The sequence below is a fragment of the Streptococcus pseudopneumoniae genome (assembly GCF_001072375.1).
GTDB lineage: Bacteria > Bacillota > Bacilli > Lactobacillales > Streptococcaceae > Streptococcus > Streptococcus pseudopneumoniae_L.
The window spans coordinates 1-13,534 of the sequence record NZ_JVKV01000036.1 but is presented as its reverse complement, the minus strand read 5'-3'; the positions used below and the strand labels follow the sequence as shown (position 1 = coordinate 13,534).

Sequence of the window (13,534 nt, the reverse complement as noted above, 5' to 3'; positions counted from 1 at the left end):
TGAGAGTAGGGGGGTCACCCCCTCCCCCTCGAGGCTTCGGGGCTTCACGCCGTCACTGTACGTATTTTCTCGCGAGCGAGAAAGAAAAAAGGAGTAAATAGGATTGAATGAAACCACTTTAACTAGAAAATGCTCCAAGTGTCATGATATCAAAGAATTATCTAGTGAAAACTTTTATAGAAAGCATTCAGACAAGAAAGGTTTCTCAAAAGTTTGTAAGGTATGTAATAAAAAGAAAGACGCAGAGCGTTACCAAAAGAAAAAAGACAAGATATTGACCCAAAAGAAACGATACTATAGGCGGCAGAAAGAGCGCCAAAATGAAAAAGGCAGTTCACTGGAAGGAGGTGAAAAGTAATGGAAGATATCTTTCCGAGTCTACTCCAGAAAATTAAGGCCGAATTTGAAAAAGCTAGGCTTGATAGTGAGATTCTGGAAGAGTTACTAGATAAGCTAGAAGATAATAAAGCTGATTATCTCGATGCCAATCAATATGCAATAGAAGTTGGTGAAATACTCTCAAAAGTTTTAGGAGCTTACTTAAGTAATGAAAGCCTACCAGATGGTAAGATGTACTATAATATTGCTAAACGATTGCTAGAAGATGTTTTAGGTCGAAACTATGACCTTGTAAGCGAATATACTGAAAAAGTTCAAGAAGATTTAAACTTTAGGGCTAACCTTCGCATTCCTCCTCAAGTTCCTGAGTTAAACCAAGATAGGATTGACGGCTTAGTAAATCGTTTAGCTAGTGAAGATGATTTTGAAGCTGTAAAATGGTTGGTGGGTGAAACAATTGTTAATTTTACGCAAAGTATTGTAGATGATACGATTCAAAAAAATGTGGTATTTCAGTATAAAGCAGGACTTAGCCCTAAAATTACTAGGCGAACGGCTGGAAAGTGTTGTAAGTGGTGTCAAGAATTGGAAGGCAGTTATAAATATCCTTCCGTTCCTCATGATATTTATAGACGTCATAGTAATTGTAGGTGTACCGTTGAATATTATCCGCAAGATGGTAGACGGCAGAATGTACATACCAGAAAATGGAGTAATATCAATCAAGAAGAAGTGGAACGTCGGAAACAGATAGGTATAGAGTCCGCTGAAGAACGTAAAAGAAAACGAGATGAAAGGATTGCAAAGTTTGGGAATCCTAGAAGAAGATTAAGATAGGCATGAGTTATAGGAGTAGAAAGGTTGTCGTTGAAAATGGAGCTGGATAAGTTTAAAACGATGATGAACGTCAGAAAGCGGATGACTTATTTTCTGAGATTCCAGAGGATGGCAGGAAGTGAAAACCAAGTTACAATAGATGAAGAGGCTTGGAAACTTGTCTTACCTGATCAGTGGAATTTGACTAGTAAGCATGAAAAAGCAATTAGAGAAAGTCTAGAAACATTTGCCCATGATATCAATAAGATAGAGAACGAACGTGCTAGAAAGTGTTTTATCATTCATTATTGTTACATGAGGAAGAAAACAGTAAGTGAATGTTTAGAAATTGCTGGGACAAAATCCACTAATTATCACAGATACAAACAGATAGCTGTCTTAAACTTTGCGAAAATCCACCAGAACGGAGAGTTAGAAGCGTATAAGTAGGCAATTGTAGGCAAAGGCTTCATGTTTGCCCTCCTATTTTGTTCTGTTTCATACTGGACAACTAAAACACTATGGATAAACTAGAAGCCCTTAGAAATGAATTTAAGGGTTTTTAGATTTTCAAATATATAGGTTGCTGATAGTATGGTATAATGGTACCAGGTAATAAAAAAAGCACGTCTGATCGTGCTAGTTTCTTGCCTGCTGAACTCATCGATTTAGTAGCCCTTTTTTAGGGGCTTTTTTTGTGAACTTTTTTAGGAACTTTAAATGATTTGTAAGGTTCTCTAATGAATTGCGTTTTTTAAAAATTCGGCAACACTAGTTTTTTTAGAGAGCTAAAGTGATAAAGCAATATTCGTGAAATATTTTCTACCAATTTAAAATGAAGTAGGGGGAAGAAAATTTTCATATAAAATGATATAATGAAGAGTAGCTTTTTTATGGAGAGGAGGCCTAGAATGAATTTTCAACAATTATCTAATCTTCAATACTGGTCTAGTTTATTTTCCAGTCCTTGGAGTATTCTGATAAATGTGATTGATATTCTTATCGTTGCCTATATCTTATACCAATTTACAAAATCAATTGCAGGAACCAAGATTATGATCCTGGTTCGAGGTGTTTTAGTTTTTATCTTAGCTCAGATAGCAGCAAATACCCTAGGCTTGACAACTATTTCCTGGTTGATCAATCAATTGATTACTTACGGTGTTATCGCAGCGGTAGTTATTTTCTCTCCAGAAATTCGGACAGGTTTAGAGCGCTTGGGACGTGCGACTGATTTCTTTTCAAGTACACCAATGAGTTCAGAAGAACAGATGATTCAGGCCTTTGTTAAGGCAGTTGAATATATGAGCCCTCGTAAAATTGGAGCATTGGTCTCTGTTCAGCGTGTCAGAACTTTGCAGGAATATATTTCCACGGGGATTCCTTTAGATGCTAAGATTTCTGCAGAACTCTTAATCAATATCTTCATTCCAAACACACCTTTACATGATGGTGCAGTCATTATAAAAGGTGATCGTATAGCTGTAACATCTGCTTATCTTCCACTTACTGAGAGCACTGATATTTCTAAGGAGTTTGGAACACGACACCGTGCAGCTATTGGTTTATCTGAAGTATCAGACGCCTTAACATTTGTTGTGTCAGAAGAAACTGGAGGCATTTCCATTACCTATAATAGTGTCTTTAAGCATGATTTAACGATGGAAGAATTTGAGGAAGAACTACGTCGTATACTGATTCCGGAAAATTCACAAGAGCCAAGCTTAACAGAGCGTATATTAGGAGGCTGGAAGAATGAAAAAAAATAGTTTATATATCATCTCCTCACTCCTCTTTGCTTGTGTTTTATTTATCTACGCTACCTCTATTAATTACCAAAATAATAATAATGCAAGACCGGCTCGAACAGAAACCTATACCAATACAGTCGTAAATGTACCGATTGATATTCAGTACGATAGTGAGCAGTATTTTATTAGCGGTTTTAGTTCAGAAGTAACGGTATTTTTAACTGGATCTAATCGAGTGACCTTGGCTAGTGAGATGCAAGAAAGCACTCGTAAATTCAAGGTTATTGCAGATTTGACACAAGCTACCGAAGGAACCATTGAAGTTCCCTTGACCATTGAGAATCTTCCAAGCGGTTTAACAGCCCTAGCAACACCACAGAAAATCACCGTTAAAATTGGGAAGAAGGCAACACGGGATAATTTACCAGTCACTCCACAGATCGACTCTGGTAAGGTTGATGAACGAATTCTCATCGATAGTGTGACTGTTTCAGATGAACGCGTTTCGGTTACTAGTGATGTTGATACCTTGTCTAAGATTGATAAGATTGTGGCTGTTTTACCAACTAGTGAAAAAATTACAGGAAATTATACGGGTTCAGTTCCTCTACAAGCTATTGATAAGAATGGAACAGTTTTACCAACGGTGATTACACCGTATGAAACAACCATGAAGATAACAACGAAACAAGCTAGATCAGCAAGTAGTTCTACCACTTCAACTACTAGCTCATCTTCAACGAAATCTTCTACTGCAGGGTCTGAAACCAAACCAGATTCTTCAAAGAAAGACTAAAAAATTAGAAAAGGATATAACATGGGTAAATATTTTGGAACGGACGGAGTCCGTGGAGAAGCAAACGTAGAACTTACGCCAGAATTAGCTTTTAAATTGGGACGTTTTGGAGGTTATGTTCTCAGTCAACATACGACGGAAGCACCTAAGGTTTTTGTAGGGCGTGACACTCGTATCTCAGGTCAAATGCTAGAAGCAGCTTTGATTGCTGGCCTCCTTTCGGTCGGAATTCACGTTTATAAGCTTGGAGTTCTTGCAACACCAGCAGTAGCTTATCTTGTAAAAACAGAAGGTGCGAGCGCAGGTGTCATGATTTCAGCTAGTCACAACCCAGCCCTTGATAATGGCATTAAATTCTTTGGTGGTGACGGCTTTAAACTAGACGATGACAAAGAAGCAGAAATCGAAGCCTTGCTAGATGCCAGTGAAGATACTCTCCCACGTCCAAGTGCAGAGGGCTTGGGTACGGTTGTTGACTACCCAGAAGGTTTACGTAAGTATGAATCCTATCTTGTTTCAACTGGAACTCCTCTTGAAGGGATGAAGGTTGCCTTGGACACTGCTAACGGAGCAGCTGCAACCAGTGCTCGTCAAATTTTTGCAGATCTAGGTGCTCAATTAACAGTTATCGGTGAAACACCAGATGGCCTTAACATCAACTTGAACGTTGGTTCAACTCATCCAGAAGCCTTGCAAGAACTTGTAAAAGAAAGCAAATCTGCCATTGGTTTAGCCTTTGATGGTGATAGCGACCGTTTGATTGCTGTTGATGAAAATGGCGAAATTGTCGATGGTGACAAGATTATGTACATCATTGGGAAATACCTCTCTGAAAAAGGTCAATTGGCTCAAAACACGATTGTGACAACAGTTATGTCCAACCTCGGTTTCCATAAGGCCTTGGATCGTGAAGGAATCAATAAAGCAGTCACTGCTGTTGGAGACCGCTATGTAGTTGAAGAAATGAGAAAATCTGGCTACAATCTCGGTGGTGAGCAGTCAGGTCACGTTATCTTGATGGACTATAATACTACTGGTGATGGTCAGCTTTCAGCTGTTCAATTGACGAAAATCATGCAAGAAACAGGTAAGAGTTTGTCTCAATTGGCCTCAGAAGTGACAATTTACCCACAAAAATTGGTCAATATCCGTGTGGAAAATACCATGAAAGAAAAAGCTATGGAAGTTCCTGCTATCAAAGCTATTATCGAGAAGATGGAAGAAGAAATGGCAGGAAATGGTCGCATCCTCGTTCGCCCAAGTGGAACGGAGCCACTCTTGCGTGTCATGGCTGAAGCCCCAACCACTGAGGAAGTAGACTACTATGTAGACACTATTGCTGAAGTTGTTAAAACTGAGATTGGTATTTAGTAAATCTAGCAGAAAATAAAAAAATATGGTACAATGGCAACTATATTGTACCAATGGAGATGAAAATGAATTTAAAACGTGAACAAGAATTTGTCAGTCAGTATCACTTTGATGCGCGTAACTTTGAATGGGAAAATGAAAATGGAGCACCTGAAACTAAGGTAGATGTAAACTTCCAGTTGCTTCAGCATGATCAAGAAAATCAAGTTACCTCTTTAGTAGTTGTTTTGAGCTTTATGATTGTCTTTGATAGATTTGTCATTAGTGGAACGATTTCTCAAGTCAACCATGTTGAAGGTCGTATTATCGATCAACCAAGTGATTTCAGCCAAGAAGAGGTTGAGACCCTAGCTCGTCCATGTTTGGACATGCTTAATCGTTTGACTTATGAAGTAACAGAAATTGCCCTTGATTTACCGGGAATTAATTTGGAGTTTTAAGAAATGAAATTAGCGGTCATAACAGACTCATCTGCTTTTCTACAAGCGGAAGCCTTGCGGAAAGAAGATTTATTTGTGCTAGACATTCCTGTGAATATCGATGGACAGGAGTATGTTGAAGGTGTAAATCTAACCGCTCAAGAATTTTATGAAAAAATGGCTTCAGCAAGCGAATTGCCAAAAACGAGCCAACCAAGTATTGCCAAGTTGGATGAAATTTTATCATCATTAAAAGCTAAAGGCTATACACATGCCTTAGGTCTTTTCCTATCTTCTGGAATTTCAGGATTTTACCAAAACATCCAGTATATGAAGGATGAATATGAAGGGTTAACCATTGCCTTTCCTGATACCCGTATTACAAGCGCTCCCCTAGGCTATATGGTTGAGAGTGTCTTGAAATGGGCAGAGCAAGGAGATGGCTTTGAGTCTATCTTAGATAAAGTAACTGAACAGATTGAAAATACCTCAGCCTTTATCATGGTGGATGATCTTGACCATCTAGTTAAGGGGGGACGACTCTCTAATGGCGCGGCTATTTTGGGGAATCTCCTAAGTATCAAGCCAATCCTATATTTCAATGACCAAGGTGTGATAGAAGTATATGAAAAGGTTCGTACAGAGAAAAAGGCTACAAAACGCTTAGTTGAAATTGTTAAAGAAGCAACAGCTAATGGGAATTACCAGATTACTGTCATTCACGGAAATGCTCCTCAAAAAGCAGCAGATTTGCGCCAGCTTTTAATCGATGGTGGAGTGGCTACAGATGTTTCAATTGCAACCTTCGGTAGTGTTATTGGGACTCACCTGGGAGAAGGAAGTATTGCTCTGGGATATACACCCATAATCTAGACTATTTTTCATGGACAGCTTACGTCCTTTGGATCTTAAAATTGAACACGCCTGAAACCCTGTGTGAAAAAGATAGTTCTTCCAAGGAGTAGATACTCCTTGATCAGACCTCCTATTTTCACTTTGTGTTCTTACAGGCTTTGTATCTTAAACAGGAGTAGAGATTGAAATGAGTATTCGAGTAATTATTGCTGGTTTTAAGGGGAGAATGGGCCAATCTGCTTGTCAGATGGTTTTGTCTGATCCTGAACTTGAACTGGTAGCGGTTTTAGATCCTTTTGAGTCTGCATCTGACTGGCAGGGAATTCCAGTATTCAATGATAAGAATGACTTGGCAGGTTTTGAGGCAGATGTATGGGTGGACTTTACAACACCAGCTGTTGTCTATGAGAATACACGCTTTGCTCTTGAAAATGGCTTTGCTCCAGTAGTTGGAACAACAGGTTTCACTAGTCAAGAGATTGAAGAACTAAAAGAATTTTCTCGTTCTAAAAACTTGGGTGGCTTGATTGCTCCTAACTTTGCCTTGGGTGCTGTCTTGCTCATGCAATTTGCGGCACAAGCTGCAAAATACTTCCCAAATGTAGAGATTATTGAGCTTCACCATGACAAGAAAAAAGATGCTCCGAGCGGAACAGCTATCAAAACAGCGGAATTGATGGCAGAAGTTCGTGAGTCTATCCAACAAGGTGCTAGTGATGAGGAAGAACTCATTTCAGGGGCACGTGGAGCCAACTTTGATGGTATGCGAATCCACTCAGTCCGTTTGCCAGGTTTGGTAGCTCATCAGGAAGTTATATTTGGAAATCAGGGAGAAGGATTGACTCTACGTCATGACTCCTATGATCGTAGCTCCTTCATGACAGGGGTGAATTTGGGAATCAAAGAAGTTGTCAAGCGTCATGAGCTTGTCTATGGATTAGAACACTTATTATGAGATTAACACAAATGCCTTCTGAATTTCAGAAGGCTTTACCAGTATTAGAAAAAATTAAAGAAGCAGGCTTTGAAGCCTATTTTGTTGGAGGCTCTGTTAGGGATGCCCTACTCAATCGTCCCATCCATGATGTGGATATTGCGACTTCATCTTATCCAGAAGAGACCAAGCAGATTTTTCCACGGACAGCTGATATTGGCATTGAGCACGGAACAGTTTTGGTTTTAGACGGAGATGAAGAGTACGAAGTAACCACTTTTAGAACTGAGGATGTCTATGTAGACTACCGTAGGCCAAGTTCAGTTTCTTTTGTTCGTTCGTTAGAAGAAGATCTCAAACGCCGAGATTTCACAGTCAATGCCTTTGCCTTGGATGAGACAGGGGAAATCGTCGATTTATTTGATGGTCTCAAAGATTTAGAAAACCAGGTCCTGCGAGCTGTCGGTGTAGCTAGTGAGCGTTTCAACGAAGATGCCCTACGCATTATGCGTGGATTTCGTTTTCAAGCTAGTCTTGGTTTTGAACTCGAGCAAGAAACCTTTGAGGCTATGAAAGATTTGACGCCACTCCTAGAAAAAATCTCTGTGGAACGTACTTTTGTTGAATTTGATAAACTTCTACTAGCTCCTCATTGGCGAGTAGGTCTGTCTTCTATGATTGCAAGTAAAGCTTATGATTATCTTCCAGATATGGTAGGTAGTCAGGAGAAACTCCAGTCTTTGTTTGATTTAGAAAAAGATTTTACTTTTGAATCTTCTGAGCAAGCTTGGGCAACACTTTTATGGGTTTTAGAAGTGGAAGATGCTCAACAATTTTTGAAACATTGGAAGACTTCACGCCAATTTGCCAAGCAGGTACAGGATTTGCTGTCTATTTTGGCTCTCCGAGAAGATGGGGAACTAAGCAAGCGTGATTGTTACCGTTTTGATCTAGATTTGCTTTTACAGGCTGAAAATCTTCGTCAGGCTCAAGGAAAAGAAGTCAATCCACAGGCTATCGAAGAGATTTACCACAGTCTAACCATCCATGATAAGAAAGAGATTCAAATCAATGGTGGGATTTTGATCAAAGAATACGGCTATCAGCCAGGACCAGAAATGGGAGAAATCTTAGCAGAGATTGAGTATGCTATTGTGGATGGAGATTTGGAAAATAACTTGGAAGCTATTCATGCCTACTTGAGGGAGAAAAAATGAGTGATTTTATTGTTGAAAAACTAAGTAAATCCGTTGGAGACAAGACTGTCTTTAAGGATATTTCCTTTATCATCCATGACTTGGATAGAATCGGTCTTATCGGTGTCAACGGAACTGGGAAAACAACCCTTTTAGATGTGCTTTCAGGAGTTTCTGGTTTTGATGGTGACGTAAGCCCTTTTTCGGCAAAAAATGACTATAAGATTGGTTATCTGACTCAGGACCCAGATTTTGATGATAGCAAGACTGTCTTGGATACTGTTCTATCGAGTGATTTGAAAGAAATCCAGTTGATCCGTGAGTATGAATTGCTCATGCTCAACTACAGTGAGGACAAGCAGGTACGTTTGGAAAGGGTTATGGCGGAGATGGATTCCCTCCAAGCTTGGGAAATTGAGAGTCAGGTCAAGACCGTTCTCAGCAAGTTGGGAATTCAGGATTTATCAACTCCCGTTGGAGCCCTATCAGGTGGTTTGCGAAGACGGGTTCAGTTGGCGCAAGTCCTTCTGGGCAATCATGATCTTTTGCTTCTTGATGAGCCTACCAACCACTTGGATATTGCCACCATTGAGTGGCTGACTCTCTTCTTGAAAAATTCCAAGAAGACAGTTCTCTTTATCACCCACGACCGTTACTTCCTAGATGCTCTTTCGACACGAATCTTTGAGTTGGACAGAGCAGGTTTGACCGAATATCAAGGAAATTACCAAGACTATGTTCGTCTCAAGGCTGAACAGGATGAGCGCGACGCAGCGCTTCTTCACAAAAAGGAACAGCTTTACAATCAAGAATTGGCCTGGATGAGACGCCAACCGCAGGCTCGTGCAACCAAGCAACAGGCACGCATCAATCGATTCCATGACTTGAAAAAGGAGGTTTCTGATACTAGTGTTGAAACAGACTTGAGCATGAATTTTGAAACCAGTCGTATCGGTAAAAAGGTCATCGAGTTTAAGGATGTTTCCTTTGCCTATGACGACAAACAGATTCTGCAACATTTTAACCTTTTGGTTCAAGCCAAAGACCGTATCGGAATCGTTGGTGACAATGGTGTTGGGAAGTCAACCCTTCTTAACCTAATTGCAGGAAGTCTTGAGCCAACAGAAGGCCAAGTTATCATTGGGGAAACAGTTCGCATCGCCTATTTCTCTCAACAAATCGAAGGCTTGGATGAGAGTAAGCGGGTTATCAATTATCTGCAGGAAGTGGCAGAAGAGGTTAAGACCAGTAGTGGCTCTACGACCTCTATCGCGGAGTTATTAGAACAGTTCCTCTTTCCGCGTTCAACGCACGGTACCTTGATTGAAAAGTTATCTGGTGGAGAGAAAAAACGCCTGTATCTCCTCAAATTGCTCTTGGAAAAACCCAATGTGCTTCTCTTGGACGAGCCAACAAATGATTTAGATATTGCGACCTTAACTGTTTTAGAAAATTTCTTACAAGGTTTTGCAGGTCCAGTTTTGACAGTTAGTCACGACCGCTATTTCCTTGATAAAGTTGCGACTAAGATTCTTGCTTTTGAGAATGGTAGCATTCGTCCTTTCTTTGGGCATTATACCGACTACCTAGATGAAAAAGCCTTCGAAGCAGAAGCGACAAATCAAGTTCAAAAGGCTGAGAAGGAAAAAGTCGTCAAAGTTCGTGAAGAAAAGAAACGCATGACCTACCAAGAAAAGCAAGAGTGGGCAAGTATTGAAGGTGACATCGAAGCCTTGGAAAACCGTATCTCAGTCATTGAAGAGGAAATGCAGGCCAATGGCTCGGACTTTGGGAAGCTAGCTACTCTTCAAAAAGAGTTAGATGAGAAGAATGAAGCCTTGCTTGAAAAATATGAACGCTATGAATATTTAAGTGAGTTGGCGTAATGGAAGAAAAAATTATCAAATGGAGCAGTAAGAAAATCATTTGGACTATTGTTCTCTGCTTCCTTGAGTTAGCTTTTTTTCTTTGGATCCTATCTTTTATGATGACCTATCCCAAGGAGGCACCTGTGGGATTGGTGGCATTAAGACTCTTTGTCTTATTCTTAATCATCATTGTTGGATGGATTTTGTATGAACGTTTGCGACTTCTTTTTTCAGATAAAGAGTATTTGAAATGTACGTCCCAAGGTTTTTCCTATAAGCCACATCCTAAAAAAGATTGGCAGTTTTATTCCTGGGGGCAAGTAGAAACATTTTCTCTAATGAGAATCAAGGGTGGTAGAAGTTCAAGGGATTTTTATACTATTGAAGTTCATTTTAATGATAAAGATCTTTTGAAAACCAACTCTTTATGGAATCGTCTACGAAGTAGATTTTTGACTGCAAAGCAATCAAATGTTTTGAAAATCCCAATCTATTTGCTAGATGTCGGTTTACCACGCAGAGTATTTGAAACCATGGCCTACTATGAGCGAGAGTGGCGCATCCAACAAAATCGTCAACGCAACCAAAACTCTAAAAGCAAAAAGAAGTAAGTACTTCTAGCAACAATTGAAGAAAAAATGAGAAGTCTTGAACCAAGTATCAAGGCCTCTTTCTATTTTGCTTTTCTAGGAATTATGGTATAATAGGGAGTAAAAACTTTAAAAGAAAGAAATGCTATGAACTTAAAAGATTACATTGCAAGTATTGAAAATTACCCACAAGAAGGAATTACTTTCCGTGATATCAGCCCATTGATGGCAGATGGAAATGCCTACAGTTATGCTGTTCGTGAAATTGTTCAATATGCTACTGACAAAAAAATTGATATGATCGTAGGACCAGAAGCACGTGGATTTATTGTTGGATGTCCAGTTGCTTTTGAGTTGGGAATTGGTTTTGCACCTGTTCGTAAACCAGGGAAATTGCCACGAGAAGTGATTTCAGCTGACTACGAAAAAGAATATGGTGTTGATACTTTGACCATGCACGCAGATGCTATCAAACCAGGTCAACGTGTTCTTATTGTAGATGATCTCTTGGCAACAGGTGGTACTGTTAAAGCTACAATCGAAATGATTGAGAAATTAGGTGGTGTTGTAGCAGGTTGTGCCTTCTTGATTGAGCTTGACGAGCTAAAAGGTCGTGAGGCAATCGGAGATTACGATTATAAAGTTTTGATGCATTATTAATGAAAAACAGTCCCTAGGGCTGTTTTCTCTTCATCGGATATAAAAAAAGGCTATATCTAGTTAGAGAAAAACTATAATTGAAAACTATGTCTTCTTACAGTATAATAAAGGGAAGCAATGTCATCAGCTGGATTATTCCATTCGATGACAGTCAGGTTACTTGAGTCCAGTATGATACAGTAAGGAGATTTCTATGCCGATTCGAATTGATAAAAAATTACCAGCAGTTGAGATTTTACGAACGGAAAATATTTTCGTCATGGATGACCAGAGGGCGGCTCATCAGGATATTCGACCACTGAAAATTCTGATTTTAAACTTGATGCCACTGAAAATGGTTACAGAAACTCAGCTTTTACGCCATTTAGCCAATACTCCTTTGCAGTTAGATATTGAATTTTTATATATGGAAAGTCATCAGTCGAAAACAACTCGTTCTGAGCATATGAAGACTTTTTATAAGACCTTCTCAGAAGTTCAAGACCAGTATTTTGATGGCTTGATTATTACAGGTGCTCCAGTTGAACATCTCCCTTTTGAAGAAGTGGACTATTGGGAGGAATTTACTAAGGTTATCGATTGGTCTAAGACTCATGTCTTTTCAACCCTGTATATTTGCTGGGGAGCACAAGCGGGTCTATACTATCGCTATGGCGTAGATAAATACCAGATGGACCAGAAGCTTTCTGGGATTTATTCTCAAGATGTTTTGAAAGAAGGTCATCTTCTACTGAGAGGTTTTGATGATTTATATGTATCCCCTCATTCTCGCCATACAGAAGTCCACAAAGAAGATATTCTAAACAAAACAAATCTAGAGATTTTAGCATCAGGAGAAGAGGTAGGAGTCTCTATCCTTGCGAGTCGAGATTTGAGAGAAGTCTATAGCTTTGGGCATTTAGAGTATGATCGCGATACGCTAGCCAAGGAATATTTTAGAGATCTAAATGCTGGTTTAGATCCCCATATACCAGAAAATTATTTCAAAAATGATGACATCCATGAACTTCCTTGTATGCGTTGGAGTTCCTCAGCAGCTCTCTTTTTCAGTAACTGGGTAAATTATGCAGTTTACCAAGAAACGCCTTTTGAGTGGAAGAGTGCAGAAGAAGATGTGTCTCATTTTGGATATTTATAAGAGGAATTATGACATATTTAGATGCTTTTAAATCAGGGAACTTGGTGTTACCAAGTGCTCTGCTCTTAAACTACAATCAACTGTTTTCATCAAGCGATGATTTCTTAGTTTGGCAATTCTTTTACCTACAAAATACAACAGCCTTAGGGGAATTGTCCCCAAGTCAAATCGCAGAGAAAATTGGCAAGCAAGTCTTTGAAGTCAATCAAGCTATTTCGCGCTTGACAGAAAAAGGCTTACTTCAATACCGAACCATTGAACTCAATGGAGAAATAGAAGTTATTTTTGATGCGACCCTTGCTTTAGAACGTTTGGACCAGCTTTTTGAAAATCAAGAACCAAATCAAGTGGTACCTTCTAAAAATGATTTGAAAGACTTGGTGGAAACCTTCCAACAAGAGCTAGGTCGTCTCTTAAGTCCTTTTGAAATCGAAGATTTAGAAAAGAGTTTGAAAGAAGACGGAACCAGTGCGGACCTGATTAAAGAAGCCCTACGTGAGGCTGTTTTGAATGGAAAACCAAATTGGAAGTACATCCAGGCTATCCTAAGAAACTGGCGTCATGAAGGTATTAAGAGTGTAGTCCAGGTAGAGGCTAAGCGTCAGGAGAGAGAAGCGACTAATCCTCAAAATGTTCAAGTTTCTGCAGATTTTCAAAATGCTATGGATCTTTGGAAAGACTAATTTTAAGTATTGATAATAGAAAAAATGCCTACAGGCTAGAAAGAAAATCTAGCTTGTGGGCATTTTTTGTGTGTTTTATACTCAATGAAAATCAAAGAGCAAACTAGGAAGCGAGCCG

Annotated in this window: 15 protein-coding genes; all 15 read left to right on the top strand. The window is 39.4% G+C overall.

All coding sequences use genetic code 11. From position 1 onward, the window contains the following. The first annotated feature begins 103 nt into the window (after window positions 1-103). The gene (locus ADH31_RS03285; protein WP_049508990.1) at window positions 104-358 is read left to right on the top strand and encodes a hypothetical protein; all 255 of its coding nucleotides are present in this window, start codon (window positions 104-106) and stop codon (window positions 356-358) included. Further along, window positions 358-1,176, top strand: a complete 819-nt coding sequence (locus ADH31_RS03280; RefSeq protein WP_065427041.1) for a hypothetical protein — start codon at window positions 358-360, stop codon at window positions 1,174-1,176. Before ADH31_RS03285 ends, ADH31_RS03280 begins: the two co-directional genes overlap by 1 nt. 36 nt (window positions 1,177-1,212) lie before the next feature. Then, complete coding sequence (locus tag ADH31_RS03275; RefSeq protein ID WP_049508989.1) at window positions 1,213-1,605, top strand: hypothetical protein; 393 nt, start codon at window positions 1,213-1,215, stop codon at window positions 1,603-1,605. Window positions 1,606-2,066: 461 nt separating this feature from the next. Beyond that, on the top strand, window positions 2,067-2,924 hold the full coding sequence (gene cdaA, locus ADH31_RS03270; protein WP_049508988.1) for a diadenylate cyclase CdaA: 858 nt from the start codon (window positions 2,067-2,069) through the stop codon (window positions 2,922-2,924). Then, window positions 2,911-3,702 (top strand): CdaR family protein, encoded by a 792-nt coding sequence (locus tag ADH31_RS03265; RefSeq protein ID WP_049508987.1) that lies wholly within the window; start codon window positions 2,911-2,913, stop codon window positions 3,700-3,702. The genes cdaA and ADH31_RS03265 overlap by 14 nt, the downstream gene beginning before the upstream one ends. A 21-nt stretch (window positions 3,703-3,723) precedes the next feature. Continuing rightward, window positions 3,724-5,073 (top strand): phosphoglucosamine mutase, encoded by a 1,350-nt coding sequence (glmM, locus tag ADH31_RS03260; protein ID WP_049508986.1) that lies wholly within the window; start codon window positions 3,724-3,726, stop codon window positions 5,071-5,073. 65 nt (window positions 5,074-5,138) lie between these two features. Next, the gene (locus tag ADH31_RS03255; RefSeq protein WP_001050093.1) at window positions 5,139-5,513 is read left to right on the top strand and encodes a DUF1149 family protein; all 375 of its coding nucleotides are present in this window, start codon (window positions 5,139-5,141) and stop codon (window positions 5,511-5,513) included. A gap of 3 nt (window positions 5,514-5,516) precedes the next feature. Beyond that, entirely contained in the window at window positions 5,517-6,365 is an 849-nt protein-coding gene (locus ADH31_RS03250) for a DegV family protein (RefSeq protein ID WP_049508985.1), read from the top strand. Window positions 6,366-6,534: 169 nt separating this feature from the next. Beyond that, complete coding sequence (dapB, locus tag ADH31_RS03245) at window positions 6,535-7,302, top strand: 4-hydroxy-tetrahydrodipicolinate reductase (RefSeq protein WP_049508984.1); 768 nt, start codon at window positions 6,535-6,537, stop codon at window positions 7,300-7,302. After that, window positions 7,299-8,498, top strand: a complete 1,200-nt coding sequence (locus ADH31_RS03240; RefSeq protein WP_080980059.1) for a CCA tRNA nucleotidyltransferase — start codon at window positions 7,299-7,301, stop codon at window positions 8,496-8,498. The genes dapB and ADH31_RS03240 overlap by 4 nt, the downstream gene beginning before the upstream one ends. Beyond that, window positions 8,495-10,363 carry an ABC-F family ATP-binding cassette domain-containing protein gene (locus ADH31_RS03235; RefSeq protein ID WP_049508982.1) on the top strand — a complete coding sequence of 623 codons (1,869 nt, stop codon included), beginning with the start codon at window positions 8,495-8,497 and terminating at the stop codon, window positions 10,361-10,363. Before ADH31_RS03240 ends, ADH31_RS03235 begins: the two co-directional genes overlap by 4 nt. Continuing rightward, window positions 10,363-10,956, top strand: coding sequence for a hypothetical protein (locus ADH31_RS03230; RefSeq protein ID WP_049508981.1), 594 nt, complete (start codon window positions 10,363-10,365; stop codon window positions 10,954-10,956). Before ADH31_RS03235 ends, ADH31_RS03230 begins: the two co-directional genes overlap by 1 nt. Window positions 10,957-11,082: 126 nt before the next feature. After that, window positions 11,083-11,595, top strand: a complete 513-nt coding sequence (locus ADH31_RS03225) for an adenine phosphoribosyltransferase (protein WP_006154681.1) — start codon at window positions 11,083-11,085, stop codon at window positions 11,593-11,595. A gap of 193 nt (window positions 11,596-11,788) precedes the next feature. After that, a complete protein-coding gene (metA, locus tag ADH31_RS03220; RefSeq protein WP_049508980.1) occupies window positions 11,789-12,733 on the top strand; it encodes a homoserine O-acetyltransferase MetA in 945 nt (314 codons plus the stop codon). Between the two features lie 8 nt (window positions 12,734-12,741). Then, the gene (locus tag ADH31_RS03215) at window positions 12,742-13,416 is read left to right on the top strand and encodes a DnaD domain-containing protein (protein ID WP_049508979.1); all 675 of its coding nucleotides are present in this window, start codon (window positions 12,742-12,744) and stop codon (window positions 13,414-13,416) included. Window positions 13,417-13,534 lie beyond the last annotated feature (118 nt).